Raw genomic sequence first — 25908 nt, 5'->3', positions numbered from 1 at the left:
TGAGATGTGACTGGATTTCCCGGACCGTCATGCCTCGGGCATACAAGGAAATGATCTTGTCGTCAAAGCCGTCGAAATGGCGCCGGCCCTTTTTGATCAACTGAGGTTCGAAGCTGCCGTCGCGGTCGCGGGGGACTGACAACTCTATTTAGCCACCGCTTGACTTCACCCGCTTTTTGCCGTGGCCGTTTCGGGTGTTGCCGCTTTTGGCTTCTTACCTTTCTCGCACCCCAGGTGGTGGGTAAGCTCCGCTCCAAGCGCCTTCTCAACCAGGGCCTTCTTCAGCTCTTGGAATATTCCGTTTTCTCCCAACAGGTCTTCGGGCTTCTCATAGCCCTTGAGCAACTCATCAAGCAACTCGTCCTTGGCAGCCATTGTGCATACTCCTCCGATGAAGGGGTGATTACCTCACAATTGGCTCCATACACGAAATTCCTGACACTCCTTAAAGGCCTTATTGGTGGTATTCCCTGGCCCCGAAGATGGCCGTGCCGACCCTTACCAGGGTGGCGCCTTCTTTTATCGCCGCTTCAAAGTCTCCGCTCATGCCCATGGAAAGTTCATCCATGGCTCCTTTGGGCAGGCCCTTGGCCAGGTTTTGAGCCAGTTCATACAGTTTGGCGAAAATGGGGCGCACCTTTTCCGGCTGATCGAAAAAGGGCGGCATGGTCATAAGACCCTTTAGCTTGAGATTCGGCAGCTCAGCCACCTTAAGGGCCAGTTCCCTGGCTTCATCTTCAGAGCAGCCGGATTTTTGAATCTCTTCCCCCACATTCACCTGCAACAGGATGCCCAAGGTTTTGCCCGCCTCTTCTGCGTGACGGTTAAGCGCCTTGGCCAGTTTAAAACGGTCCACAGTCTGCACCACATGGCTGTGAAGGGCGGCGGGTTTGGCCTTGTTGGATTGCAGGTGTCCAATGAAGTGCCATTCAGGACCCTGGCCCAAGGCGGGTACTTTTTCGGTCAGCTCCTGTACGTAGTTCTCCCCAAACAAAACCTGCCCGGCCTTAAACGCCTCTTCAACCGCGCTGATCGGTTTGGTTTTGCTCACTGCCACCAGCCTGACGCTCTTGGGATCTCTGCCGCAGGATTGGGCCGCCTTTTCGATTCTTTCCAGTATGACTTGCAGGTTTTGGGCAATGCTCATAATTTCACCTTTTTTCAATAAACGCCTATATTACAGGCTCAAATTTTATCCTTTTCCGGCAATAGGGCAATAAACCAACCAGAACCGGTGGATCGCAAGCCCCTGGTCTTGACGGGCAATGAAAATAAGAATTTAGACCAGCTTCATGTGCAGCAGGGGAAAGGGCCTGCCTTGGCCGTCAACCGGTGAACGGCCCATGATTTGAAAGCCAATATGTTTATAGAAACCTATTGCCTGCGGATTTTGCTCGTTTACATCAACAGTTGAAACGTTTAAGTTTTCAATAGCATATTTGCAAAGAAAAGAGCCGACTCCCCGCCCTCTGCTCTCCGGCAGTACGAACAGCATTTCAAGTTTATTTTCAGCCACTCCGCCGAAACCAAGGATCTTGCCCTGTTGGTCTTTTACACACCTCAAGAAAACCGCATCAAAATACTCTTCCAGAATCAGCGGTTTTAATAATGCAATGTCTTCTTCTGTTAAAAAGTCGTGAGTCGCTCGAACAGAGGCTTCCCACACTTTTATCAATTCAGGGTAATCATTTTTTACGACATGTTCTATTCTCATGCAAACCTTTGCTCAAGCGCTAGGCTCTGGGTGCAGGCGGCTAGAGTGGATTACTTAACCGTGCGCATCTGCCCGGGGTTTTATGCGGAAATCCCGGGGCTGCGTGGGGAAAAAGTTTAACTGTGTTTTATAAATTATTCCGATGGAAGCGGCAACCCGTGAATTCTCAGGAACGACAGCTTGTCCCAGTACCCGCGTTGAAAGACAATTTTCCCCTTCCGCACATGGAAAAAGCCGCACCCCCTGAGCCCCAACGGGTCTTTCCATTCCAGGATTCCCCATTCTCCGTCTTCAAAGATGTTTTCCACAATGCAAGTCATGTTTGCTTTTGAAAATTCTGTGACAAACATATCCTTTATGGCTTGCCTCCCCTTAACGGGGACTTCCGCCACCTGGTGATTGACCGCCTCATCCGCATACAATTCCGAGAGTTGTTCTGCATCAGCGGCATTGAATGCCTTTACAAATTTTTCAATAACTTGTCTGGGGCCCATTTCCCACTTCCGTCATATTTAAGTTATAAGTAAAAGATGTGCCCGGTCGAACCTTTGTCTGAATGTTCAGGGGGAAAAGGCCTAAAAACCCCATATGCCGCCGGTCAGGCAAAAGAGGTCCAGCATTATTCCGGAACTATAACACCCCAATCAAGCAAAATGCCGAGAACCCTTGCCAAGGGCAGGCCCACCACATTGGTGTAGCTGCCCGAAACTTCTTCCACAAAGGCGGCTCCCAGGCCTTGAATGGCATAGGCCCCGGCCTTGCCCATGGGCTCCCCGCTTCTGACATAGGCTTTTATCTCGGCCGGGCTCAGGCCGCGGAATTTGACCCGACTCACAGCCGACCCCTGGTGCTCGCCCTGGCTGTTTATGAGGCTGAATCCGGTGACCACCTGGTGTTCCCGGCCGGAGAGGATCTTGATCATTTCCATGGCCTGGTCAGCGTCTTTTGGCTTGCCCAGGATCTCATCCCCCAGGGCCACCAGGGTGTCGGCCGCCAGAATATTGCGGTTTGGGTGGCTTTGGAAAATGGAGACGGCCTTCAGCCGGGCCAGGCGGCAGGACGCCTCAAGCGCCCCTTCGTCTGGCAGAAGGGTTTCATCCACATCAGCGGGCAGGCATTCAAAGTCAATACCCATGCGTAAAAGCATCTCCCGCCTTCGGGGAGAGGCCGAGGCCAGGATAAGCGGGTTTTTGCCGGTCAGGCGGTACATTTGGTTTCTTCCAGGTCAAGATTCAGCCCAAAAAGGCGGTTTGTGTTCTGGCTGGTGGCCAGGGCCAGTTTTTCCGGGTCTTTTTCCAATACCCGGGCCAGGGCTGCAACTGTATAGGGCAGGTAGCTCGGTTCGTTGGGTTTTCCCCTTTTGGGCACCGGAGCCAGGAAGGGGCAGTCGGTCTCCACCAAGAGCCGGTCAAGGGGTGTTATGGCCACTGCCCTGCGCAAGCCTTCGCTCTTGGGAAAGGTGATGGTGCCGGTTATTCCCAAATGAAAACCCAGGTCCAGGGCCTTTTGGGCGATTATTTCGTCACCGCTGAAGCAGTGGATCACCCCCCCCACCTGGCCTGCGTCCTGTTCCGCCAAAAGGGCCAGGATTTCTTCGTGGGCCTCTCGATCGTGGATCACAAGCGGCAGCCCGGCCTTTTTAGCTGCCTCTATCTGTTCGGAAAAGACCCGGCGCTGTATTTCTTTAGGGGATTTGTTGTAAAAATAATCCAACCCGCATTCACCCCAGCCCACTGCGCCCTTGTTTTGGGCCAGCTCAAGCAGCTGTTTTGGGAAATCCGGCGGCGCACCGGCTGCGTCATGGGGGTGAATCCCCGGGCAAAAGGAGACATCCTTTTCCTTTTCGGCAAACTCGGCCGCCTTGACCGAGGTCTCGAGATCGACTCCTATGGCAACCACATGAATCACCTTTGCCTGGCGGGCGCGATCAAGCGCCGCCTGCGGGTCCTCCAGAAGATCCAAGTGGGCATGGCTATCTATTATCATTAAAACTCCTTGCGGATGCATTGGTTATGGCCGGATTCAGCCTGTTCCGAAAAAGGCGGCAGGGGGGAGATTCATGTTTGAGAGTCAAATTCCCCTTGGGCAAAAACCACTTGGCCTTTAAACACCTTGCACAAACGTACCACCCGTACGAGTTCCCTGTCGAGGGCGTCCATCATCACCACATCCAGCCCGGCTCCGGCGGCTGCGGCCAAAAAGGACGGGGCCGCGAAATCGGTCTTTACACCCGCGGTTTTGGTGGTGAGGTTGCTCAGGGCGATCATGGTAAGCGGCCTGGGCTCAATGACAGAGTCCAGACTGCGTAAAAATCCCAGCACACCTGCCGCGTGGGCCTCTCCCTGGGGAAGGCCCAGGGGCATGACCATGGGGTCCAAGACCAGCCTTTGGCCGGTGATGCCTTTCTGCCGGGCCCGCTCCGCTATCAGGGCGGCCAGGGCCAGGCGGCCTTCCGCGTCCTGGGGCACCTGGCCGGTCATGGTGGAAGCCACCAGGGTCAGGCCGTTTTTTTGGGCCAGCTCGAGCAGGGGGTCAAGGCGGCTTTCTTCGGCTGTGGCCATGTTCAATATGGGGGGCCTTTTACAGAACAAAAGCCCGGTTTCCAGGTCCTCGGCCCGTGGCGCGTCCAGCATGAGTTTAAGTCCGCAGGCCTTTTCAGCCGTCTTGATCAGAAATTTCCAGACCTCTCTTTTTTGGGAGGCCGCCACATAGCCCGGATTAAGGTCCAGCCAATGGGCTCCGGCTTCCTCCACCTGTCGGCAAAGCCGGGCCAGGAATTCCGCATCCCTTTTTTGGATGGCCCGGGCCACTGAAGGCCTGGAAGCGGTCAGGTTGTCGGCTGCTATTAACATGAATGCATTCTAGCCTTGCACAGACCGCTTGCCAAGTCCGGCAAGCATGACTTGACATTGGCCGGTATAAGAGGTCTATTTTTAGCTGAGTATTTATCCGTCAGCCGGGGGAAAGAGCATGACAGCTTCTCGCATAATTGATCTGCGCCGTCAACTGGATAAAGAGGAAAAAACCCGGCTGAGCCTTCATGCCTGCTTAAGCACCCAAGCCCTGCGCAGAAATGAGGAGCCCATGATCGGCTTGGGGCACCGTCAGTTCTTCAGCCTGGATGCGGACCGTGTGATGCATTCCCTGGCCTATACCCGCTACATTGACAAGACCCAGGTCTTCAGCCTGGTGGATAACGACCAGATCACCCACCGGGTTTTGCATGTGCAGCTTGTTTCCAAGATCGCACGCACCATAGGGCGTTTTTTGCGCTTAAACGAAGACCTCATAGAGGCCATCGCCCTGGCCCATGACATAGGCCATCCGCCTTTTGGCCATGACGGAGAGAAGTTTCTGGCCGAAAAATGCAGGCAGGAGGGACTGGGAGGTTTTCAGCACAATCTTCAGTCCGTGAGATTTTTGGAAAAGGTGGAAAAAGGCGGCAGGGGGCTTAACTTAAGCCTTCAGGTGCTGGATGGGGTGCTTTGCCACGACGGGGAGGTGCACTCGGCAAACCTGACGCCTGTAAAAGACAAGACCTTCAGCCGCTTTGACCGGGAAATAAAGGACAAGGAAGAAGACCCGTCCCTGCCGGTTATCCCCATGACAACCGAAGGCTGTGTGGTGCGCATATCAGACACCATCAGCTACATTGGCCGCGACCTGGAGGACGCCATTCTCCTGGGCCTGGTGAAACGCGAGGATCTGCCTGAAAAAGTGGTCCGCGTCCTGGGCCGTACAAACGGCACCATGGTTTATCGCCTGGTGGAGGACCTGATTGAAAATTCCCGGGAGAACCCCAGGGTGCGGTTCAGTGAACCCACCGGCGAGGCGCTTAAGGAGCTTAAGGACTTCAACCTGGAGAGGATTTACTTAAATCCCAAGATCAAGACCGAACACGACAAAATAAGACAAGCTTATCATAGACTTTTTGAAAGCTGTCTGGATGAGCTTAAAAGGGGCGTTAACATAAACAGCACGTTGAGCTCGTTTTTAAAGGGCATGCTTCCGGAATATCTTGACGAGCATCCGGCAGTGATCTGCCGGGATTTTATCTCCGGCATGACCGATGAATATTTCCTGCGCTGCTGCCAGTCCCTTGATGACCCGCCGCCCCTGCCCAAAAGACTGGGCAGTTCATTTTAGGCCTTTATTGGTGCTTTTATTCGTGAAGTTTTTCATTTGCCCCCTATTCAACAAGGCCCCTCAAAATTATTTTCACAATAAACTTGCATTTTCTTTATTTGTCCTTGACAATCCCCAAGCCAATAAGATTAAACTTTGGCTACGGGAGGGATGCTTCAAGTTCTGTGGGAGGAACTAAGTTAGAACGATATCCCGCCTAATTCGTGGTCTTTGCAGTCGTGCTGCGCTGTTTGTTGACCGCTCGATATTTTTGCTCTTGAATCACTAAATTGTCCTGTTCTCGGCCAAACAGATGAGGTCTGTCCAGGTATGGCGGACCACTATAGGCTTTGTTTGGTCCGGGCCGGGGAGGAATCATGGTTGCTAAAGCATCCCAGCCAGGTGCTGCTGCAAAGGCGCGTCTTGGCGAGGAGCCGCAATTGGCCCTCGAAGATATTCATTTAAGGTTCGGTGGTTTAAACGCCTTGAGCGGTGTCAGCTTCAAGGTCGCCAAGGGCCATATCCAGGCCATCATAGGCCCTAACGGTGCGGGCAAGACCTGCATCTTAAACTGCATCTGCCGTTTTTATCACCCCTATCGGGGGCGAATTTTTTATGAGGGGCAGGACATCTCCAAGATATCCACCCACAAGGTGGCTTCCTTAGGCATTGCCCGCAGTTTCCAGAACATCGAGCTCTTCAAGGGCATGACCGTGCTGGACAATATCAAACTGGGGCACCATGTGCACATGCACGGCGGCTTTCTCTCCGGCGGCCTGTATCTGGGTAAGGCCAAGCGGGAGGAAATGAGGGTGCGCACCGAGATCGAGGAGAAGATTATCGATCTGCTGGAGATTGAGGCCATCCGTAAAAAGGTGGTGGGAACCCTGCCCTATGGTTTTCAGAAAAGGGTTGAGCTGGCCAGGGCCCTGGCCATGCGTCCCAGGATTCTTCTTCTGGACGAGCCCATGGCCGGAATGAACCTGGAAGAAACCGAGGATATGGCCCGCTTTATTCTGGATGTCAATGAAGAGTGGGGCGTCACCGTGGTTTTGATCGAGCATGATATGGGTGTGGTCATGGATATCAGCGACCGGGTGGTGGTGCTTGATTTCGGCACCAAAATCGCCGAAGGCACCCCGGAACAGGTGAGTAAGGACCCCCATGTGATTCAGGCCTATCTGGGCTCCGAGGAAGCGGCCCACTCCAAGCTGGGGCTCTGACAACAGGCAACGGGAGGGTTAAGACGAAAAAAAATAAACCGGCTTTTGCAGCCGTCTTACAGATACATGCTCATTTAAGGTTCTTTTGATATCGGCTTTGCCGGTAGTTGACACGAGGATCGTATCATTAAATCTCTTCCTAAGCGGAGACAAGGCGAAAGTGGTCCAAACATACATCAAGGCTGAAGAAAAGGGAGTCGACATAGGGCAGAACACCTTGCCTGGACTGCTTCTGCGAAACGCGGAAAAGTTCGGTGACAGCCAGGTTGCCCTGAGGGAAAAGGAGTTCGGTATCTGGCAGGATGTCACCTGGCGCGGATACCTTTCCCATGTCAAATATTTCGCTCTGGGGCTCAAGTCCCTGGGGTTTTGTGATGATGATTCCCTGGCCATTATCGGCGACAACCGTCCGGAGTGGGTATATGCCGAACTGGCCGCCCAGGCCTTGAAGGGCATGCCTTTGGGAATCTATCAGGATTCCATCTTGACCGAGGTGGCCTATGTGATCGACCATTCAGACGCTTCTTTTGTGGTGGCCGAAGACCAGGAGCAGACCGACAAGGTCCTGGATATGAAAGACGAACTGCCGAAGGTCAGGAAAGTCATCTACACCGATCCAAAGGGCATGAGGGCCTATGACGATCCTCTTTTGATTTATTTCCCCGATGTGGAGGAGCTGGGCCGGGAATATGAAAAAGAACACCCCGGCGCCTTTGAGGAATCGGTCAACCGCCTGACTCCGGCCGACGTGGCCCTGATCGCCTATACTTCGGGCACCACGGGCAAACCCAAGGGCTCGGTTCTGACCCATTCCAATATGCTCAAGATGGCCTTGAACTTAAGCGAGGTGGACCCCAAGCTGCAAGGCGACGAATTTGTCTCGTTTTTGCCCCTGCCCTGGATAGGCGAGCAGATGATGAGCATCAGCTCGGCCTTGGCCATTGGCTTTACGGTTAATTTCCCGGAAGAGCCGGAGACGGCCATGACCGATCTCTATGAGATCGGACCCAATGTGGTTTTCAGCCCGCCAAGGGTTTGGGAGCAGCTTTCCCGAACCGTGATGGTGAAACACTTAGACGCCTCTGCCTTTAAGCGTTTTATCTACAGGCTTTGCATGCCTATCGGTTATCAGATGGCCGATTTCCACTTTGAAAGAAAAGAGCCCAGCCTGGGTTGGAAAATACTCTATGGCATGAGTTACCTGCTTTTGTTCAGGGCCTTGAAAGACAGACTGGGCTTTTCCAATATCAGAAGCGCCTCAACCGGCGGTGCGGCCCTGGGGCCGGATGTGTTCCGTTTCTTTCATGCCTGTGGCGTGAATTTAAAACAGATCTACGGCCAGACCGAGATCAGTGGCATCTCCTGCATCCACCGGGCCGACGAGGTGGATTTTACCTCTGTGGGAGCGCCCATCCCTGAGACCGAAGTCAAGATTGCGGATCCGGACCCCGAGGGCGTGGGTGAGATCATAAGTAAATCACCGGCACTTTTCGAAGGTTACCTGAAAAACGATAAGGCCACCGAAGAAACAATCTTAGATGGTTGGCTCTATTCAGGTGACGCCGGTTATGTAACCGAGAATAAACAGCTTGTCTGTATTGACCGTATAAAAGACCTCATGAAATTAACCAGCGGAGCCAGGTTCTCGCCCATGTTTATCGAGAACAAGCTCAAGTTCTGCCCCTATGTGGTTGAATGCTGCGTTTTGGGTCATGACCGGAACTATGTAACGGCCATGATCTGTATTGACTACAACCACACAGGTAAGTGGGCAGAGGAACACAGGGTGGGCTACACCACCTACACCGACCTGGCCAGCAAGTCCGAGGTTTACGAGCTTATTGAAAAAGAAGTGGTCAGGGTGAACCGCTTCCTGCCCGAGGCGGCCAGGCTCGCCAAGTTTGTCTTGCTTTACAAGGAGTTCGACCCGGACGACGGCGAGTTGACCAGGACGCGCAAGCTGCGCAGGCGCTTTATTGCCGAGCGCTACGCCAGTGAAATCGAGGCCCTTTATGAGGACACCGACCAGGTGCACGTTGAGAGTGAGATCCAATACCAGGACGGCAAAACCACCACCATTATCACGGACCTGCATATCCGTCAGATGAAGCCTCTTGAGGAGTATGAGCTGGAGGCGGAGCGCAAGTGGTGGCAATTCTGGAAACCGGTTCATTAGCAGGTTGCACAGCCTGCCCGAGGCCGGAGACATTCGGTTTGTTTGAAACGCCTGCCCTTGGGGGGCGGGTTTGAGCGGTCCCAAAAGGCCCGTGAATAAAATCAGCGCTTTTAAGGCGCCAGGGAGACTAAGCCCTTATGCAGGAGTTCATTCAGTTAGTCGTCACCGGATTGGTCATCGGCTCGGTCTATGCCCTTGTGGCCATGGGCTTTGCCCTGATCTACAAATCCACCAGCATCATCAACTTTGCCCAGGGCGAATTTGTGCTGGTGGGCGCCTATGTCTGCCTATGGCTGTATTCCGGGTTGGGGCTGCCCATTGTATGGGCCTTTTTACTGACCATGGTGGCCAGCGTGCTGATGGGCGTCCTTTTGGAACGTCTTATCCTGCGCCCCATGATCGGCGAGCCGATTATCAGCGTGATTATGATCACCATCGCCCTGGCCACGGTGCTCAAAAGCCTGGTGACCATTCTCTGGGGCACCCAGATTAGGGTCTTTGATCCGCCGATCTTCAGTCAGGCCGCGATTCATCTGGGCACGGTGAGGGTCTCGGAGGTCTATTTATGGACCTTTGGTTTTGCCTTCCTGTTCCTGGGAATTTTTGCCGCCTTTTTTAAATTCACCCGGGTGGGGGTGAGCATGCGGGCTGTGGCCAATGATCAGCAGGTGGCCCAGAGCATGGGCATCAGCGTGAAAAAGGTCTTTGCCATTTCCTGGTCCATCGGCGCTTTGGTCTCGGCGGTTGGCGGTATTCTGGTAGGCAACATAAACGGCATCAACATCACCTTGAGCGGTTTTGGCCTCAAGGTGTTCCCAGCGGTTATCCTGGGCGGACTGGAGTCCATTGGCGGGGCTATTATCGGAGGCCTCACCATAGGAATTCTGGAGAACATCATGGGTGCCTACCTGGATGTCTATCTTGGCGGCGGCGTCAAGGAGATCTCTCCGTTTATTGTTCTGATCATTATTCTCATGGTCAAGCCCTACGGGCTATTCGGCATAAAAGAGATCGAAAGAGTCTAACCGAGCTTGTTTGACGCCCTTTTTAGGGGCCATCAGGAGATAAAAAATGCCTTGCGGCCTGTTTCATTCGACCTATGAGAAAGACGACGCCATCTTCCAGACACGCTGGATAAAGTGTTGGATGGCCGCCTTTATAGTGTTTTTGCTCACCTATCCCCTTTACGGGGACGCGGTGAGCGAATTCATGGGCATGAACACCCTTAACCTGTTCAACCTGATTTTTATCTACATCGTGGGGGCCCACGGCTTAAACCTTCTCACCGGCTATACCGGACAGATATCACTGGGCCATGGGGCTTTCATGGGTGTGGGCGCTTATACCGCCGGAATTCTGGCCAATATGGGCTGGCCTTTTTGGCTTTGCCTGCCCATGGCAGGGCTTATGACAGCCGCGGTGGGCATGATTTTCGGTTTGCCTTCCTTGCGTTTAAGAGGGCTTTACCTGGCTATCGCCACCTTGGCGGCCCAGTTTATCCTGGACTATGCCATGCGCAACTGGTCCGGCCTGACCGGCGGCTCCAGCGGCCTGATCGTGCCTGCGGCCGAGTTGGGTGATTTTATTTTTGATTCGGATATCAGCTTTTACTACCTGGCTCTGACTTTTGCCGCCGCGGCGACCATGTACCTCAAAAACCTGACCCGCACCAGAACCGGCCGGGCCTTTGTGGCGGTGAGGGACCGCTACCTTTCGGCCGAGGTTATAGGGGTCAACCTTTTCAAGTATCGCATCATGAGCTTTGGCATAAGCTCCTTTATGGTGGGCATAGCAGGCGGTTTGTGGGCTTATTACATCACCATCATCAGTGATGAGCACTTCACCCTGTGGCTCAGCGTGCAGTTTCTGGCCATGATCATCGTGGGCGGTATGGGGCATGTACTGGGCTCTATCTTCGGGGTGATTTTCATGACTGTGCTGCCCGAGCTCCTGCGTTTGCCCGCCGAGATGATGAGCGAGATTTATCCCAGTATCTTCGAGATGTTCGCAGCATTGCGCGAGATGATTTTCGGCCTTATGGTAATAGCCTTTCTTATCTTTGAACCGGATGGAATGGCGGCCCGCTGGCATACCATAAGGGCCTATTGGAAGTTGTGGCCGTTCTCCTATTGAGAGTTGCTTTCTGAAAAGGGTTGGGAGGCCCTTTTCGAAAATCTCCAGAATGAAGATAAAGGCTGTTGCCGGCGCAAAGAAAAAGGGAGGTTTAAAAGACCGGCGCAGGCCTTATCGGTCATAGAAGGGTCGCGGAAGATATGGCTTTTTAAAAAGAGGCCGGTTTTTCGTGTCTGACAATTGGGAGGTAATACTTGGGAAGGGAGACTTAGACTATGAAAAAGCTTTTCATGTCTTTAGCTGTGGTGCTGGCCTTGAGCCTGGCCCTGGCGCCGGCTGTTATGGCCAAGGAAATAAACGTAGGCGGCATTTTCGACATTACCGGAGCCACCGGAGCCGTGGGTAAGGACTATGCCAAGGGCGCGGTGGCTGCCACGGGTTATTTCAATGCTCAGGGCGGGGTCGACGGCGAAATGCTGAAGCTCATCGCCAATGACTACGCCTACAAGATCCCCGAGGCAGTCAACCTGTATAAACAGTACAAAAGTGTGGACAAGGTCAATGTGATCCAGGGCTGGGGCACCGGCGACACCAACGCCTTGAGGCCCTTGATCAACAAGGACAAGATCGTATTTTTCAGCGCCAGCTACGACGGCAATTTGACAAACCCCAAAAAGACTCCTTACAACTTTTTTATCGGCACGTCATATTCAACCATGATCCGTCTGGCCCTTTTGTATGCCAAGGAAAACGGTTGCAAGAAGTTTGTCTTTATCTATCCGGACCATCCCTATGGCAAGAACCCCATTCCGGCGGGCAAGGATTTCGCCAAACAGCTGGGGCTTGAGGTGGGGCCTGACCAGATCGTGGGCTTGAGGGCTATCGACGCCACCAGCCAGCTTCTGGCCCTTAAGAAGTTCAATCCCGAGTATGCCTGGATTGGCGGAACCACCCCCTCCACCGCGGTCATCTTGAAAGACGCCGCCAAGTTGGGGCTTAAGACCAAATTCATGGTTAACTGCTGGGGGTTTGACGAGAACCTGCCCAAGCTGGCGGGCAAGGCCGCGGAGAACTCCTTTGGCTTGATGCCTGTGGCCCCCTGGGGCGCGGATGTGCCGGGCATGAAGGCGGTGGTGGAGTCTGCCAAGGGTGAAAACTACACCATGCACTATGTGAAGGCCTGGGTTTCCACCATGATTATGGTGGAGGGCATGAAACGGGCCAAAAAGGCCGGCAAGCTGGATGGACCCGGATTAAAGGCCGCCTTGGAGACGATCAAGGACTTTGACACCCAGGGTCTCACAGCGCCGATTACCTACACCCCAAAAGATCACAGGCCCAACACCAGTTGCGCCATCGGCGGGGTCAAGGATGGAAAGCTCTATATCGTCAAGAGCGTCAAGTTCCCGCGCGAGGCCAAATATATCGGTTGGTAGCAGTCATACAGGGCAAGGGGCTTAAAAGTCCCTTGCCCTATACTTAAAGATCAAAGGTGATCCTAATGCCGCTTCTTTCGGTTAACAACATCGAAGTTATCTACGACGACGTCATATTGGTTTTAAAGGGCCTTTCCCTGGAGGTGGAGGAAGGCCAGATTGTAAGTGTGCTGGGCGCAAATGGCGCTGGTAAAACCACCACCTTGAAGGCCATCAGCGGCTTGTTGAAGACCGAAGAGGGCGAAGTAACCGACGGCTCCATTATTTTTGACGGTGATAAGATCAACGGCCTGGAGGCCGAGGATATCGTCAAAAAAGGTATTTTCCAGGTGATGGAAGGCAGGCGGGTCTTTGAAGACCTGACTGTGCGGGAAAACCTGGTGGCCGCGGCCCACACCCAGAAATGCAGCCGTTCCGAGCTGGATGACCGTATTGACCATGTGTATTCTTATTTTCCCCGTTTAAAGGAAAGGGAAGCCGGTCTGGCCGGTTATCTCTCCGGTGGTGAACAGCAGATGCTGGTGATCGGCAGGGGCATGATGGCCAAGCCCAAGCTGATGATGCTGGATGAACCCAGCCTGGGTCTTTCCCCTCTTTTAGTGGGTGAGATTTTTGAGATAATCGTCAAGCTCAACAAGGAATTGGGCACAACTATCCTTTTGGTTGAGCAGAACGCGCGCATGGCGCTTAATATCGCGGACCATGGCTATATCATGGAAAACGGAAAAATTGTGCTTGACGACACCACTGAAAAATTAAAAAACAATGAAGATGTCAAACAGTTTTACCTTGGCATGACCGAGATGGGCTCCAAACGCTCCTACAGGGACGTTAAGCACTATAAAAGGCGTAAGCGCTGGCTGACTTAGGTGAGAGCCCGACTGAATAGTGAATCCAATGCGCCCGCTTTTGATTATGGTCAAGGGCGGGCGCTCAGGTTGCAAAATATATAAATACCGTCTGTAAGCCCCTTGGGTTCCGGCCTAGGTGACCTGCTTTTTCATCTGATGCGCGCTGCCTGCTAACGGAGAACTACCAGGGGCGGGAGAAAATCATGCCTGATATGAATCGCTCCAAGGGCTTTTATCTGCCAAAGTTGGAAACCATGTCGCCGGATGCGCGTCAGGAATATCTGGATAAAAAGACTCAAGAGATAGTGGCTCATGCCTATGAAAAGGCGCCTTTTTTCAGGGAGCTGATGAAAAAACAGGGCGCCTTGCCCCAGGACATCAAAACCGTTGCGGATTTAAGCGGGCTTCCGGTGACGGAAAAGGCGGAGCTGGTGAGGCTGCAAAGGGAGAACCTGCCCTTTGGCGGATTTTGCGCCGATAAAATGGAGGGCTTGAGGCGGGTTTATGTCTCTCCCGGCCCGATCTACGAGCCTTGTGAAGCGGTTCTGGAAGACACCCGCTGGTCCCAGGCCTTTTTTGCAGCGGGCTTTAGAAAGGGCGACCTGGCCCAGGTGACCTTTAACTTCAATATGGTGCCCTTTGCCTTTATGCTCGACGAGGCCCTTAACCAGATGGGCTGTAAGAGTGTACCCACCGGAGTGGGCAACACCGAGATTCAGGTTCAGGTGTTAAAGGATCTTCAGGTGGAGGCCTATGTGGGCACGCCGAGCTTTTTATCCGCCCTGGCCGAAAGGGCCGAGCAGATGGGGCTGGACCTGCAAGAGGACCTTAACCTCAAGGTGGCCTTTGTGGCGGCTGAGATGCTGCCGGAAAGCCTGCGTGAATCCTTGCAAACCAGGCTGGGTATGATGATACGCCAAAGCTACGGCACAGCCGATGTGGGTTGCCTGAGCTATGAATGCCCCCTGACCGGAGGCATGCACTTTGCCCAGGATTGCGTGGTGGAGGTGGTTGATCCCGAGACCGGACAGCCGGTGGCCGAAGGCGAAATGGGCGAGGTGGTGGCCACGGTCTTTAATAAGACCTACCCCTTGATCCGCTTCGGCACGGGCGATCTTTCCGCCTATACCACCGAAACCTGCGAATGCGGCCGCACCGCGCCTAAGCTGACCAGGATCATGGGTCGGGTGGATCAGGTGACCAAGATCAAGGGCATGTTCGTGCATCCGGGGAGCGTCACCCAAATGTCCGCCCGCTTTGAGCAGATAAGCGCCTGCCAGTTGGTGGTCACCAGGGAGAATAATCAGGACGTAATGACCCTGGTCTGCGAGTTGGCTGACGAGTCAGGGGCTACGGAAGAGTTTGCGGCCGAGGTGATGGACGCCATGAAGGAATTTTTGCGTCTCAAGGGCCGGGTGGAGGTTACGGCCAAAGGCACCTTGGCTGAGGGCTGCGAGGTTATCTCCGATAAAAGGGTCTGGGACTAAGCTTTACGGCTATGAAGCCGAAAAACCGCCCCTTGCCAGTCAAGAGGCGGTTTTTCGGTGCTTGAATCCAGAACCGAGGCAGACTTTGCAAAGATCCTTAAGCGGCGGATCTTGGGGAGGAGATGGTCCAAGCCTCGGAACGGCTGGATGTACTTTTAAATTCAGGATCAAATACGGGCCACAGCGCAAAGATCAGGGCCCTGCCAAAAAAAACATCCGGATTTAGGCCTTGCGGATCTTGCCCGAGGCCATCATGTGCGCCACTGCGGCTACAATCAGGTTGTCTTCATTGGTGTTTTCCTGCATGGCTCCCATGATTTCCATGAGAGAGGTGGTAACGGCCTTTTCGCTCTGGTTATTCTGGTTCATTTTCTCGTCTCCTTTTTAAAGGTCTAAATCCGGTTTATTTAGAATCGGTTTGAAAGTTTCTTTGTTTACCGTTGCCCTTTGGATTAAGCAAAGGGCGTGCCAGACGTCATGGTTATGCCTGATTAATGGTTGTCAAGAGTATTGGATGATTATTTTCAGTCAAACCGGCTGGTTGGGGTTATGAGAATCTCCGATGGCCGGATGGGATTTTTTTTGGGGAATTTGGCGGACGTCGTTTCCGGTTTTCCCGGACCGTTTGTGTCCGGGAAAACCGAAAAAACCGTGTAACTTGTGGGGTTGTGAAAAATTAGCCTCCGGCTCTGACCTTAATCAGTTCGGCCACTATGCTTACGGCTATCTCTTCCGGTGTTTCGGCCTTGATGGGCTCGCCGATAGGTGAGTAGACCTTGTCCAGGGTTTTTTGGCTGACGCCTTCATCCAAAAGGGCGCCATAGATGGCCTTGCGTTTTCTGCTGGAACCTATCATACCTACATATTTGGCATTTTGTTTAATAGCCTGGCTCAGGACTTCCTTGTCATACATGTGCCCCCTGGTCAGGATGACCAGATAGGCGTCTTCGCCCAGGTCCTTTCCCGTAAGCACGTCCTGATAATTATTTACCCAGATTTCGTCTGCCTGGGTAAAACGTTCGCGGTTGGCGAAGTCTTTGCGGTCATCCATCACAACCAGCTTGAAACCAACCATTTTGACCAGTTTTGCCACCTGTAAAGACACATGGCCTGCGCCAAAGAGATAAACCGTGGGGTCTGCCAACACAGCCTCCCAAAGACAGGGCAGGTTCTGGCCCGAGGGAAGCTTAAGGTCATGGATCCCAAAGGGGCGCTCTTTTATATATTCTTCCAGCTTGGGAAGTATCTCTGAGTTAACCTCGGGAAAGCCGTCCAAGCTGCCAACCGGCTCCTTGTCCAGGGCCAGAAGCAGTTTACGCCCCTTTTGGGTCTTGATCGGGCCGGGGAGCGCCGGGGTGAGCAAAAGCCCTTGGCCGCCTTTCTGAGCCAGATGGGCGGCTGCCTGGTAGATATCCCGGGCCGCGGAGTCGGCCGCCTTTACCGGTTCCAAAAAAACGTCTACATTGCCGCCGCAGAGCATTTCACTGTCTGAAACATCCTTGCCCCGCAGGGAAAAGTGCAACAATTTGGTTTGTTCTTCCTGAAGGCAACGGCAGGCTTCCTGTTGAACGTCTCCTTCCAGTTTGCCGCCGCCGATGGTGCCTTTTATGCTGCCGTCGGCCAGGACCAACATGGAGGCCCCGCTGGATCTGGGGGCCGAGCCGGAGCGTTTCACTATGGTTGCCAGGCAAAGGTCATTGGCTTTTTTGAGTTCTTCATTTACCAGGGTTACGAAGTGTGCCATGTGTATCCTTTTGCTCTTTGCCGGTCTCGGCGGCAAGATAACTGATGCTTGCCGGTCCCTTGTCTAGTGATTAAAGGCGTGCATTATGGCCTCCAGGACTGATCCTCCCAGGGCGCGGGCCTTTTCGCTTATGGTGTTTAAATATTCCACCTTTCCCCTGGGGTCGATATCCCCCACCTTTAATCCTTGGTTTACCTGCGACCCGGGCCTGATGAGCCCCCTCACCACCCCGGAGACCTGAGCCGTGAGTTCCGCTTCGTTGATCAGGGCCAGCACCTGGCCTTCTTTCACAGTGTCGCCTAATTGGCATTTTGGCTGAAACCGTCCGTCCGCAGGGGCCCTGAGCACCCTTTTGGCCGTGACTCCCGCCATGGACCCCGGCACGCCGGTATTGGGTTCAGGGCTGCCCTGGTAGATAAGACGCCCCAGGTTGTGGCCCCGGTTGGTCTCGATGGCCAGGTGCACTTCGTCCGGAGCATTGAAACCGGGCCCCAGGCCAATGGTCAGATCGGCCATGCTTTTTTTAAGGCCTGTATTCCTTTTGGCAATAATCGCATCCACTACGACCTTGGGCCGGTACTCGGTCAGGCAGGTGAGTTCCGGGTCCAGCAGGACCGGAAGCATCCCCTTTTCCTGGATCTTCAGGGCGTGTTCCACATTTTTTGCCAGGCGGGCGGTGAGCCCTTCCACGGTTTTTTCTTGATCATGCACAGCTTCGCAGAAACTCACTGCCCGGCGCACCGCCAAGGGGGCGGGCACCTCGGTGGTCAATACCTTGAATCCCGCCTGCACCAGGCGATAGGCCACCCCGGATGCCATCTCTCCTGCACTTTTAATAACTACGCGAAGGTCTTTGAGATCATTCAACTCTGAAACGCCCTTAATCTCGGCCATGGAACAATACCTCGCAGTCTCTGTAAAGGTTTGTAGCCCTTAAGCCCTCTTTGAAGTGGAACAATTTTTTTCCAGCTATTTTAAGACGAATGGGCAAGCGGCAAAGGCCTGCTGAATATGGGTTTATAACAATGATCGCCCTACCATAACTCGAAAAGGCGGTTTTTGGGGAAAAAATTAGCAACACCTGCTTAAGTAAATTACATCGTAAAACATATTGCCCCTTTAGGAAAAGCAATAAAATTAAGAAGTGAACCTGCTGGAAATCTTAAGGGTACTTGATTAGGGGTATTTACTTAACCGAGAGGGATAAGTATTGTAATATTGAATATACATGGGTTTAGTTGTGTTTTAGTGCTCGCGCATCTAAGATGGCTGACAGGGAATTTGAAAACAAGAAAGCGGACCACAACATGATGCCTGAATCCATAGAAGGGGTGCAAAAGGGGCTTAGCCGGGAGGGGTATGTGGCTGACCGGGGGCTGGCCACGGTGGTGTATTTGGCGTTTAAATTAAACAAGCCTCTTTTTCTCGAGGGAGAGCCCGGGGTGGGCAAGACGGAATTGGCCAGGGTGCTCGCAGAGATGGGGAAGGTGGAGCTTATCCGCCTGCAATGCTATGAAGGGCTGGATGCCCATGCCGCGCTTTATGAATGGAACTACGCCAAGCAGCTTCTGACCATACGCATGATGGAAAGAGAGAAAAAGTCAAGCCGGGAGATGGGGCCTGAAATCTTTGGCACGGATTTTTTAATAGAGCGGCCCCTGCTCAAGGCCATCAGGGCCGAGCAGAACGGCGCCCCGGTTCTTTTGATAGACGAACTGGACCGGGCGGATGAAGAGTTTGAGGCTTTTCTACTTGAGTTTCTCGGTGAATTCCAGATCACCATACCGGAGGTCGGCACCCTTAAGGCAACCCGCCCGCCCCTTGTGGTGCTTACCAGCAACCGGACCAGGGATGTGCACGACGCCTTGAAAAGACGTTGCCTTTACCATTGGATAGATCTGCCTTCCTTTGAAAAGGAACTGGCCATTGTCAAGGCCAAGGCCCCGGAGGCGGGTCCTGAGCTGACCAGGCAGGTTACCGCCTTTATGCAGAAGATCCGCCAGGCAGGGCTGGTCAAGCGCCCCGGAGTCAGCGAGACCCTGGATTGGGCCCAGGCCCTGGTTCTTTTGGGAGCTGACTCCCTGGACAAGGAAAACGTGGATGCAACCTTGGGATGCATCTTAAAACACCAGGAAGACCTGCGTTGGTTCCGCAGTCGGCACTGGCAGGATAAAGAGGCCAGGGCCGCATTTTTGGCCGCCCTGAACGCTTGAATTTTAGGGATTATCAAAATAAGAGACGTTTATGCAGAAAAAGGCCCTAAAACCTGAGATGGTAATCCATGTGGTCTCAGACGCCACCGGGGTCGGGGCCGAGCGCATGGCCAGGGCCGCCCTGGTGCAGTTCCAACACAGCATAGAGTTCAGGATTCTGCGCCACGCCTTTGTAAAATCCAAGCCCCAGCTCAAAAGGGTGTTGAAACAGGCGGCCAAGGACCGGGGCATGGTGATCTACACCATGACCGACGCTGAGTTGAGGGCCATGCTTGAGGCGAGTCAATATGACCTGGGCCTGGACGCCCTGGATATGCTGGGGCCCATCCTGCGCCGGGTGGGCAGGCGGAGCAAGGTCAGGCCGGTTTTGGATTCCGGGCTTTTGCCCGGCGCCCTGGGAGACCGGGCCCTGCGTCTGGCCGGGGCCATAGATTTCACCCTGGAACACGACGACGGCCGGGGAATTAATAATTTGGGCAAGGCGGATGTGATTCTCTTGGGGGTGAGCCGAACCAACAAGACCCCCATAAGCATGTATCTTTCCTGCCACCATTGCCTCAAGGTGGCCAATGTGCCCCTGACTCCCCAGGTCATCCCTCCTGAAAAAATATTTAAACTGAAAAAACCCCTTATGGTGGGGCTCACCATAAGCCCTCAAAAGCTTGCTCATTTCAGGCGCAACCGTTTTAAGGGAGGCATGGTTCAGAACTATTACGACCTTAAGACTATCTCCCAGGAACTGGATTTCAGCCGTCGGATCTTCAGTAAAGTTCAAAAAATCAGGCTGATTGACGTTACGGATCGGACCATAGAGGAAGTGGCGGGGCTGATCGCCTGATATTTTTGTTTGTTTCTTCACTTTTCTTTAATTAACCTTTAATTATGATAGATACCGGTTTCTCTATTATCGGGGCATGTTTGGTCTGGAAAAGAGGCGCAAGGCGGTTTAAGCTTTTTCAAGTGGAATAGGCTTTAAATATCAAGCAGCATCCAGGCCCTTCTCAGGGCTGGTACGAGGGAGATTCATGACGCGGATCCAGAGAGTCTTTGTAGTGGGAGCCGGTGCTTTGGGCTCCAGCCTGGCCGGGCTTTTAAAAAAAGCGGCTCAAACAGAGCCTGTCTTGGTGGGGAAAAGCCCTCATCTTAAGGCGATCAGCCAAAAGGGGCTTTTGTTTATCAGTGAAGACGGAGCGGAAGAACTCATCGGCCTGGCCACGGCAGAACCCGCCGAGGTGCCTTTCCTTGGTGCAGGGGATCTGGTCCTGCTGGCCGGTAAGATGACCGACGCCCCTTTTGTCTCTGCCTGGCTCAAGGAAAAGGCCGCAGCCGATACCACAGTGGTGGCCCTGCAGAACGGAATAATGGTTGCAAAGGCATGGGAGGAGCTTTTGTCCCGGCCAGTTGACAGAGGACTTGCCTTTTACGGGGCCAACAGTCTGGAGCCTGGCCGGGTCACCTGTTATGAAGGCGCCTTGCGGTTTAAACACTCCGAGCGCACTGAAGATCTTTGCGAACTGTTTGCCGGGCTGAGCCTGCGCTGCCGGGTAAAGGATGATTTTGAGAGCTTTGTCTGGATCAAACTGGCCATAAACTGCCTGGCCAATCCCCTGGCCGGTATTCTGGGGGCCAATAATCGCGGGCTCAGCAGGGATGTTTTAAACCCGGCCAAAAAGGCGATCCTGGATGAGGTGTTGGCCGTGGCTCAAAGCCGGGGTGTTCTGCTGGATCTGACGGTGGAGAAGATAAACGGATACTTAAGCGGGGAAAATATCCCCTCCCTGCACACTGACCTGGTAAGGGGGCGTCCCACGGAGATCGAGTACTTGAACGGGGCGGTGGCCCGTCTGGGCAGGGAAAAGGGCATCCCCTGTCCGGCCAATGAGTTGATCAGCTCTTTGGTGAGATATCAGAGCGGGCAGTCTATACATTAAAGTGTTTACTTTAATGCTATTTCGAGCAGACGAGCGGTTTTTTTAAGGGCGTTTAAGTTATGGCAGGCCAGAAAGTGGTCCACGTGGGGCAGGGCGGCGGCCATGCCCTGGTTAATGGGTTTGTAGCGGGGGCTTTCCAAAAGGGGGTTTAACCAGAAAACCCTTTGACAACGGGCCTTGAGCCGGGCCATCTGGCGGGCCAGTTCCTCCGGTTCGCCCCTGTCCCAGCCATCACTTATGATCAGGGCCACCGAGTTGGTTAAGGGCGAGCCTGTGGTCCGGCTGAGCAGGCGGGCCAGGTTGCGGCCTATAAGGGTGCCCCCCGCCAGGTCCGGGGCCAGGCGGGCCAGCCGGGCCATGAGCTGATCAACCGGCAGGTCAAAGAACCTTTTTGTGACCAGGGTCAACCGGGTGGCAAAGACATACACCTCCACCTGACGCCAGGCGACGGCCAGGCCCTTTAGAAAATGGAATAAAAACGGGGCCGCCAGGTCCATGGAACCACTTATGTCGGCCAGGATCACCAGCCTTCTGGGCTTTTTCCTGGGGCGTCTGTATTTCAGGTCAACCAGCTCGCCCCCTGAGCGGAGGCCCTTGCGCAGGGTTGCCTGCCAGTAGAGCAAACGGGATCGGCCCGGGGTCTTTCTGCGGGATATCTTTTGGGCCAGGGGCTTCAGGAGGGAGCTGACTTCTTGGGCCATGGCCGCCGCCTGTTCCGGATCAAGGTAATGAAAGCCAACCCTGCCCAGGACCTCTATTTCAGAGGCCGGGTTTTGGGGATCTTTTTCGGTTTCGGTTTTTTTATCGCGGTTCACCCCCAAGCCAAGGTTTGTTTCCCCGAGGGCTCGGGCAGGGGGCGGTTCAAAGGACGGGGCTCGTGGCCGGGCCTGGAAATAATCCTCAAAAAGCAGCTCAAAACCTGCGAACTGTTCCCTGGACTGACACAAGGCCGCCCTGAGCCCGTTTTTAAGATCCGGTTTGGATTCCACACCCAAGATCATGGCGGACTTGACCGCATCCAGCACCTGGGAGGTGGATACCAGAAAACCCTGATCACCCAGATAGCGGGTGAAACCTATGATCATCTCCTGCATATAACCTTGACCAAGTTAAGGGCCTGCAAAACCGGACCCGGCTTTGCAGGCTATGAATCAGGCAAGCCCTTCTATGCTCATAGGTTAAGTTCCAAAGGCCTTGCAGGCCAGTTTATTTATCTTCCTTATTCTTTTGCCGAAGGGCCTTGAGCACCCTCTCCGGGGTCATGGGCAGCCTGCTCATGCGTATGCCAACGGCATCAAAAACAGCATTGGCAATGGCAGGCGCGCTGGGCACACAGCCCGGCTCACCCACGCCTTTGGCCCCAAAGGGTCCCTGGGGATCAAAGGTTTCCACAATAATCGGGGTGATCGGGGGCAGGTCCTTGGCTGTGGGCAGCATGTAATCCGAAAAACGGTCGTTCAACACCCGGCCGTTTTTCAGGATTAGCTCTTCGCTCAAGGCATAACCCAATCCCTGCATGGATCCGCCATAGACCTGACCGGCCAGGGTGAGCGGGTTTAAGGCCCTGCCCACATCATGGGCCGCTTGGTAGTTGAGCACCTCCACCTGGCCGGTTTCCGTATCCACCTCCACCAGCACCCCATGGGCCCCAAAGGCCCAGGCGCAGGAGATATTGCCTTTCATTTCCCTGTCCAGCATTTCATTGGGCGGGTCGTAAAAGGTCTCGGCCATCAGCATTTGGCCCTGGCTTTTGAAATGGGCCTTTTTCAGGATTTTGGCCAGGGGCATGGCCCCCTGGCCTAGGGGGCCGGTGGAGACATGATAAATCATGCTTTTCTGAAGCCTGAGCTCCTCGGGCCTGCACTCGATCAGGTCGGCGGCCAGCCCAAGTATTTTCCTCTTAAGTTTTGATGCGCATTTGATCGCCGCATTGCCCGAGATAAAGGCCTGGCGGCTGGCGTGGGTGCCCACGTCCCAGGGGCAGAGGTCTGTGTCATGGGTGACCAGGACTACGTCCTCCATCTTTACGCCCAGGGCCTCGGCCGTGATCTGGCGCAACACCGTCTCGTTGCCCTGGCCGATCTCCACCGCGCCGGTGAAGACGCTCAGCTTGCCAAAGTCATCAAGCTTCATCATCATGCCGTGGCCGTCTGAACGGTAAACCCTGGCCCCGCCGCCAACGTGGATCATGGAGGCCAGGCCCATGCCTTTTAGTTTTTTGGAGTCGGCCGGGTTGGAGGCCTTTTGTTTCTGGTGCTCCTCCCAGCCCAGCCCCTGGGCCACTTTTTTTAAGCATTCACTTAAACCGCACGAGGTGATGCGGTATTGGGCCGGAGTCGTGGTGTCCGGCCGGTTGGCGTTTAAGAGCCTGAATTCAAGGGGGTCCATGCCTATCTCATGGGCCAGTTGATCCAGGTTTGATTCCACGCAAAAGGTGGCCTGGGGATTGCCGTAACCCCTGAAGGCCTGGCAATAGATATTATTGGTATAGACGCATTCAGCGGTAAAGCTTATGTTCTCAACCTGGTAAAGGGAGCTGATCGGCGAGATCATCACGCTCGGCGTGGTTGCGCCCCAACTGGTGTAGGCCCCGTTATCCAGGAGCATTTTTACTTCCCGGTAGGTGAGCCTGCCGTTTTCGTCGCACCCCTGGCTGATTTTCATTATGGCAGGTTGCCTGGGGGCCAGGGCCTGAAACTCCTCTTCCCTGCTGAACAGGATCTTCACCGGCTTACCGGTGCTGAAGGCGAGCAGTATGGCGATGAATTCATAGCAATGGGTGTCCAGCTTGGAGCCAAAGGCCCCGCCTATGGTCTGGCATTTTATCCGAACCCGGCTGTTATGAAGACCCAGGTCCTTAAGTGCGTTTGCGTAGTCGGCCTGGGCCAGATAGGGAATCTGGGTGATGGAGTGCATGGTCAGGTTCTTTTGCTGGTCAAACTCGGCTATTACCCCGCTCAGTCCCAGGCAGCAATGGCTTTGCCAGGTGGCGTTGTACTCGCCCGAGGCGTGGTGACTGGAGAGGGATTTCGCCTTTTCCAGGTCTCCGCTTTCAAAACGCCATTTAAGCCTTAATTTATTGCTCTCAAGGGGACGTCCCTTGGCATCGGTTTCGTGGAGCAAGGGAGCGTTTTGGGCCAGGGCGTCTTCCGGTGAAAAAATCCCGGGCAGCGGTTCATATTCCACCTCGATAAGCTCAAGGGCGCGGGCCGCGGTTTCCGGATCCGTGGCTGCCACGGCGGCGACTTCGTCCCGTAAAGAACGCACCTTGTCCTTTTTCAAAGGCGAGTTGTCCTTTAAAAACCCTATGTTAATGGGCGGAAAATCCCGTGCCGTGATCACGGCCTTTACTCCGGGGAGTTTTCCGGCCCGGCTGCAGTCTATGTTTTTAATGCGGGCGTGGGGGTGTTTGGCATACAAAATCGCGCCATGGAGCATTCCGGGTCTGACCTGGTCGTTTATATAGACCGCCCGGCCGGTGACCTTGTCCCTGGCGTCTGTCCTCGGCATTTCATGGCCTACGTAATTCAGCTCTGTCATGATTTGTTCCCCGCGGCTAAGATGGCCTTTATGATCTGCTGGTATCCGGTGCAGCGGCAGATATTGCCGTCAATGGCTGTGACCGCCTGGTCTTTATCCGGTTCCGGATTTTCCAGTAAAAGGCCCTTGGCGCTCATAACCATGCCCGGAGTGCAAAAGCCGCATTGCACGGCGCCTTTTTGTACAAAGGCCTCTTGCACCGCATCCAGGCTGCCGTCTGCTTTTGCGAGCCCCTCTATGGTGGTTATCTCGCATCCTTCCACTTCCAGGGCGGGCAAAAGGCAGGCGTTGACCGCCTTGTTGTCCATGAGCACGGTGCAGGCTCCGCATTCGCCGACTCCACAGCCGAGCTTGGCCCCTTTGAGCCCGAACTCTTCGCGCAAAAGTTCCAACAGGGTGTAGCACGGCTTTACCTGGGCGCTTACCTTTTCCCCGTTCAAGATAAAGTCCACCTGCTTGTTCATTTACCGGCCTCCCTCGCGCCTGGGGGTGTTTGGGCCCTTTTGATCGCACTCAGAACGGTTCTTTGCAAAAGCACCTTCAGAACCTGCCTTCTGTACCAGGCCGAAGCCCTGATATCGTCCCAGGGAAGGGTGTCGGCCAAGGCGGCTTCCAGGATATCACCTGAGAGCGGTTTGTCGGCCTGGTGGCCTCGCAGGGCGCGGGCCGCCTGCTTGAGCATAAGCGGGGTGGGGCCGACCGCGCCGGCCGAAATCCTGGCCTTTTCCACGGTCCGGCCTTTTTCATCCAGGCTGAGCCACACCGCCAGGTTCACCACGGCCAGGTCCAGGGATTTTCTGCGCCCCAGCTTACTGAAGGCCACCGCCTTGCCCTGGTTTATGGGTATGACAAATCCCATCAGGAGTTCTTCCGCCTTTGCCTTGGTGGCCCTGGGGCCGGTGAAAAAGCCGTCCAGGTCAAGCAGATGATCGGTATCCAGAGAGGCCAGGCGCACCTGGGCCCCCAGGCTCAAAAGCACCGGTATGGTGTCGGCGCTGGATACCGCGCTCATCACATTGCCCCCCACTGTGGCCAGATTGCGCATCTGGGTGCAACCCATGGTGGCAACCGCCTCCACCAGGCTTGGCAGCTCCTTTTTTAGGAGCGGACTTTCCAGCACCTGGTCCAGGGTCACGCCCGCGCCAAGAAAGATGTGGTCCGGGTATTGTTTTATCTGGTTCAGCTCAGCCACCCTGCGCAGGCTGATAATAGATTTGAATTGCAACCTGCCCGCCCGGTAAAGCACCATTACATCGGTGCCGCCTGCCATGAAGCGGGCGCTTTGGCCCATGGAGGCCTTGGCCCGCAAGGCCTGGTTAACCGTTTCAGCCCTGACATAGTCGTAGCCCAAGATCAGCCCTCCCCTGTTGCCTGTTGAGACCAGGTTTTTTTAAG

24 protein-coding genes and 1 pseudogene are annotated in these 25908 nt (G+C 54.4%); 11 read left to right on the top strand and 14 right to left on the bottom strand.

Going from position 1 to position 25908, the window contains the following annotated elements; genetic code table 11:
• From X474_RS26925 to X474_RS17550, 7 genes and pseudogenes are all read right to left on the bottom strand, one after another.
• Window positions 1-375 (bottom strand): annotated as a pseudogene (locus tag X474_RS26925) (transposase); the annotation flags it as partial.
• Window positions 376-454: 79 nt separating this feature from the next.
• Window positions 455-1147 (bottom strand): YggS family pyridoxal phosphate-dependent enzyme, encoded by a 693-nt coding sequence (locus X474_RS17575; RefSeq protein WP_044350761.1) that lies wholly within the window; start codon window positions 1145-1147, stop codon window positions 455-457.
• Between the two features lie 132 nt (window positions 1148-1279).
• A complete protein-coding gene (locus X474_RS17570; RefSeq protein ID WP_044350759.1) occupies window positions 1280-1714 on the bottom strand; it encodes a GNAT family N-acetyltransferase in 435 nt (144 codons plus the stop codon).
• Between the two features lie 134 nt (window positions 1715-1848).
• The gene (locus tag X474_RS17565; protein WP_044350758.1) at window positions 1849-2208 is read right to left on the bottom strand and encodes a nuclear transport factor 2 family protein; all 360 of its coding nucleotides are present in this window, start codon (window positions 2206-2208) and stop codon (window positions 1849-1851) included.
• A gap of 125 nt (window positions 2209-2333) precedes the next feature.
• Window positions 2334-2924 carry a Maf family protein gene (locus X474_RS17560; RefSeq protein WP_044350757.1) on the bottom strand — a complete coding sequence of 197 codons (591 nt, stop codon included), beginning with the start codon at window positions 2922-2924 and terminating at the stop codon, window positions 2334-2336.
• On the bottom strand, window positions 2912-3700 hold the full coding sequence (locus tag X474_RS17555; RefSeq protein WP_044350755.1) for a TatD family hydrolase: 789 nt from the start codon (window positions 3698-3700) through the stop codon (window positions 2912-2914). The genes X474_RS17560 and X474_RS17555 overlap by 13 nt, the downstream gene beginning before the upstream one ends.
• 71 nt (window positions 3701-3771) lie before the next feature.
• Window positions 3772-4566: a dihydropteroate synthase gene (locus tag X474_RS17550; protein WP_044350754.1), complete on the bottom strand. Its 795-nt coding sequence runs from the start codon at window positions 4564-4566 to the stop codon at window positions 3772-3774.
• 118 nt (window positions 4567-4684) lie between these two features.
• Between X474_RS17550 and X474_RS17545 the strand changes: the two genes are divergently transcribed.
• The 8 genes from X474_RS17545 (at window position 4685) to X474_RS17510 (ending at window position 15085) form a co-directional block, all read left to right on the top strand.
• Window positions 4685-5860 carry a deoxyguanosinetriphosphate triphosphohydrolase family protein gene (locus tag X474_RS17545; RefSeq protein ID WP_044350752.1) on the top strand — a complete coding sequence of 392 codons (1176 nt, stop codon included), beginning with the start codon at window positions 4685-4687 and terminating at the stop codon, window positions 5858-5860.
• Window positions 5861-6216: 356 nt separating this feature from the next.
• Window positions 6217-7062: an ABC transporter ATP-binding protein gene (locus tag X474_RS17540; RefSeq protein WP_044350751.1), complete on the top strand. Its 846-nt coding sequence runs from the start codon at window positions 6217-6219 to the stop codon at window positions 7060-7062.
• 160 nt (window positions 7063-7222) lie between these two features.
• A complete protein-coding gene (locus X474_RS17535; protein ID WP_197282173.1) occupies window positions 7223-9238 on the top strand; it encodes an AMP-binding protein in 2016 nt (671 codons plus the stop codon).
• Between the two features lie 137 nt (window positions 9239-9375).
• The gene (locus tag X474_RS17530) at window positions 9376-10263 is read left to right on the top strand and encodes a branched-chain amino acid ABC transporter permease (protein ID WP_044350750.1); all 888 of its coding nucleotides are present in this window, start codon (window positions 9376-9378) and stop codon (window positions 10261-10263) included.
• A 46-nt stretch (window positions 10264-10309) separates the two neighbouring features.
• Entirely contained in the window at window positions 10310-11371 is a 1062-nt protein-coding gene (locus X474_RS17525; protein ID WP_044350748.1) for a branched-chain amino acid ABC transporter permease, read from the top strand.
• Window positions 11372-11586: 215 nt separating this feature from the next.
• The gene (locus X474_RS17520) at window positions 11587-12747 is read left to right on the top strand and encodes an ABC transporter substrate-binding protein (protein WP_044350747.1); all 1161 of its coding nucleotides are present in this window, start codon (window positions 11587-11589) and stop codon (window positions 12745-12747) included.
• A gap of 65 nt (window positions 12748-12812) precedes the next feature.
• Entirely contained in the window at window positions 12813-13616 is an 804-nt protein-coding gene (locus tag X474_RS17515) for an ABC transporter ATP-binding protein (RefSeq protein WP_044350746.1), read from the top strand.
• Between the two features lie 185 nt (window positions 13617-13801).
• Window positions 13802-15085 (top strand): phenylacetate--CoA ligase family protein, encoded by a 1284-nt coding sequence (locus X474_RS17510; RefSeq protein ID WP_044350745.1) that lies wholly within the window; start codon window positions 13802-13804, stop codon window positions 15083-15085.
• Window positions 15086-15307: 222 nt separating this feature from the next.
• Here X474_RS17510 and X474_RS26265 read toward each other — a convergent pair whose 3' ends face one another.
• From X474_RS26265 to yqeB, 3 genes are all read right to left on the bottom strand, one after another.
• On the bottom strand, window positions 15308-15454 hold the full coding sequence (locus X474_RS26265) for a hypothetical protein (RefSeq protein WP_156360823.1): 147 nt from the start codon (window positions 15452-15454) through the stop codon (window positions 15308-15310).
• 307 nt (window positions 15455-15761) lie between these two features.
• Window positions 15762-16829 (bottom strand): XdhC family aldehyde oxidoreductase maturation factor, encoded by a 1068-nt coding sequence (locus tag X474_RS17505; RefSeq protein ID WP_044350743.1) that lies wholly within the window; start codon window positions 16827-16829, stop codon window positions 15762-15764.
• 63 nt (window positions 16830-16892) lie between these two features.
• The gene (gene yqeB / locus X474_RS17500) at window positions 16893-17723 is read right to left on the bottom strand and encodes a selenium-dependent molybdenum cofactor biosynthesis protein YqeB (protein ID WP_052515360.1); all 831 of its coding nucleotides are present in this window, start codon (window positions 17721-17723) and stop codon (window positions 16893-16895) included.
• A gap of 371 nt (window positions 17724-18094) precedes the next feature.
• Between yqeB and X474_RS17495 the strand changes: the two genes are divergently transcribed.
• From X474_RS17495 to X474_RS17485, 3 genes are all read left to right on the top strand, one after another.
• Entirely contained in the window at window positions 18095-19042 is a 948-nt protein-coding gene (locus X474_RS17495; RefSeq protein WP_197282172.1) for an AAA family ATPase, read from the top strand.
• Window positions 19043-19073: 31 nt separating this feature from the next.
• Window positions 19074-19880, top strand: a complete 807-nt coding sequence (gene ppsR, locus X474_RS17490) for a pyruvate, phosphate dikinase/phosphoenolpyruvate synthase regulator (RefSeq protein WP_052515359.1) — start codon at window positions 19074-19076, stop codon at window positions 19878-19880.
• Between the two features lie 187 nt (window positions 19881-20067).
• The gene (locus tag X474_RS17485) at window positions 20068-20973 is read left to right on the top strand and encodes a ketopantoate reductase family protein (protein ID WP_044350741.1); all 906 of its coding nucleotides are present in this window, start codon (window positions 20068-20070) and stop codon (window positions 20971-20973) included.
• A gap of 5 nt (window positions 20974-20978) precedes the next feature.
• On the opposite strand, the gene X474_RS17480 is transcribed toward X474_RS17485, so the two are convergent.
• The 4 genes from X474_RS17480 to X474_RS17465 form a co-directional block, all read right to left on the bottom strand.
• Window positions 20979-22058: a vWA domain-containing protein gene (locus tag X474_RS17480; RefSeq protein WP_052515358.1), complete on the bottom strand. Its 1080-nt coding sequence runs from the start codon at window positions 22056-22058 to the stop codon at window positions 20979-20981.
• A gap of 121 nt (window positions 22059-22179) precedes the next feature.
• Complete coding sequence (locus X474_RS17475) at window positions 22180-24513, bottom strand: xanthine dehydrogenase family protein molybdopterin-binding subunit (RefSeq protein ID WP_044350739.1); 2334 nt, start codon at window positions 24511-24513, stop codon at window positions 22180-22182.
• The gene (locus X474_RS17470) at window positions 24510-24977 is read right to left on the bottom strand and encodes a (2Fe-2S)-binding protein (RefSeq protein WP_044350737.1); all 468 of its coding nucleotides are present in this window, start codon (window positions 24975-24977) and stop codon (window positions 24510-24512) included. Before X474_RS17470 ends, X474_RS17475 begins: the two co-directional genes overlap by 4 nt.
• Window positions 24974-25864 carry an FAD binding domain-containing protein gene (locus tag X474_RS17465; protein ID WP_052515357.1) on the bottom strand — a complete coding sequence of 297 codons (891 nt, stop codon included), beginning with the start codon at window positions 25862-25864 and terminating at the stop codon, window positions 24974-24976. Before X474_RS17465 ends, X474_RS17470 begins: the two co-directional genes overlap by 4 nt.
• Between the last annotated feature and the right edge of the window lie 44 nt (window positions 25865-25908).

It is taken from the genome of Dethiosulfatarculus sandiegensis, assembly GCF_000931935.2.
Taxonomy (GTDB): domain Bacteria; phylum Desulfobacterota; class Desulfarculia; order Desulfarculales; family Desulfarculaceae; genus Dethiosulfatarculus; species Dethiosulfatarculus sandiegensis.
The sequence above is the reverse complement of the archived record's forward strand: the minus strand, read 5'-3'. Positions and strand labels throughout refer to the sequence as shown.

What these genes read in the sequence shown, in the direction of transcription:
- X474_RS17575 (WP_044350761.1), bottom strand. Translation starts at nt 1,147, where the DNA reads ATGAGCATTGCCCAAAACCTGCAAGTCATACTGGAAAGAATCGAAAAG.
- X474_RS17570 (WP_044350759.1), bottom strand. Translation starts at nt 1,714, where the DNA reads ATGAGAATAGAACATGTCGTAAAAAATGATTACCCTGAATTGATAAAA.
- X474_RS17565 (WP_044350758.1), bottom strand. Translation starts at nt 2,208, where the DNA reads ATGGGCCCCAGACAAGTTATTGAAAAATTTGTAAAGGCATTCAATGCC.
- X474_RS17560 (WP_044350757.1), bottom strand. Translation starts at nt 2,924, where the DNA reads ATGTACCGCCTGACCGGCAAAAACCCGCTTATCCTGGCCTCGGCCTCT.
- X474_RS17555 (WP_044350755.1), bottom strand. Translation starts at nt 3,700, where the DNA reads ATGATAATAGATAGCCATGCCCACTTGGATCTTCTGGAGGACCCGCAG.
- X474_RS17550 (WP_044350754.1), bottom strand. Translation starts at nt 4,566, where the DNA reads ATGTTAATAGCAGCCGACAACCTGACCGCTTCCAGGCCTTCAGTGGCC.
- X474_RS17545 (WP_044350752.1), top strand. Translation starts at nt 4,685, where the DNA reads ATGACAGCTTCTCGCATAATTGATCTGCGCCGTCAACTGGATAAAGAG.
- X474_RS17540 (WP_044350751.1), top strand. Translation starts at nt 6,217, where the DNA reads ATGGTTGCTAAAGCATCCCAGCCAGGTGCTGCTGCAAAGGCGCGTCTT.
- X474_RS17530 (WP_044350750.1), top strand. Translation starts at nt 9,376, where the DNA reads ATGCAGGAGTTCATTCAGTTAGTCGTCACCGGATTGGTCATCGGCTCG.
- X474_RS17525 (WP_044350748.1), top strand. Translation starts at nt 10,310, where the DNA reads ATGCCTTGCGGCCTGTTTCATTCGACCTATGAGAAAGACGACGCCATC.
- X474_RS17520 (WP_044350747.1), top strand. Translation starts at nt 11,587, where the DNA reads ATGAAAAAGCTTTTCATGTCTTTAGCTGTGGTGCTGGCCTTGAGCCTG.
- X474_RS17515 (WP_044350746.1), top strand. Translation starts at nt 12,813, where the DNA reads ATGCCGCTTCTTTCGGTTAACAACATCGAAGTTATCTACGACGACGTC.
- X474_RS17510 (WP_044350745.1), top strand. Translation starts at nt 13,802, where the DNA reads ATGCCTGATATGAATCGCTCCAAGGGCTTTTATCTGCCAAAGTTGGAA.
- X474_RS26265 (WP_156360823.1), bottom strand. Translation starts at nt 15,454, where the DNA reads ATGAACCAGAATAACCAGAGCGAAAAGGCCGTTACCACCTCTCTCATG.
- X474_RS17505 (WP_044350743.1), bottom strand. Translation starts at nt 16,829, where the DNA reads ATGGCACACTTCGTAACCCTGGTAAATGAAGAACTCAAAAAAGCCAAT.
- yqeB (WP_052515360.1), bottom strand. Translation starts at nt 17,723, where the DNA reads ATGGCCGAGATTAAGGGCGTTTCAGAGTTGAATGATCTCAAAGACCTT.
- X474_RS17495 (WP_197282172.1), top strand. Translation starts at nt 18,095, where the DNA reads ATGGCTGACAGGGAATTTGAAAACAAGAAAGCGGACCACAACATGATG.
- ppsR (WP_052515359.1), top strand. Translation starts at nt 19,074, where the DNA reads ATGCAGAAAAAGGCCCTAAAACCTGAGATGGTAATCCATGTGGTCTCA.
- X474_RS17485 (WP_044350741.1), top strand. Translation starts at nt 20,068, where the DNA reads ATGACGCGGATCCAGAGAGTCTTTGTAGTGGGAGCCGGTGCTTTGGGC.
- X474_RS17480 (WP_052515358.1), bottom strand. Translation starts at nt 22,058, where the DNA reads ATGATCATAGGTTTCACCCGCTATCTGGGTGATCAGGGTTTTCTGGTA.
- X474_RS17475 (WP_044350739.1), bottom strand. Translation starts at nt 24,513, where the DNA reads ATGACAGAGCTGAATTACGTAGGCCATGAAATGCCGAGGACAGACGCC.
- X474_RS17470 (WP_044350737.1), bottom strand. Translation starts at nt 24,977, where the DNA reads ATGAACAAGCAGGTGGACTTTATCTTGAACGGGGAAAAGGTAAGCGCC.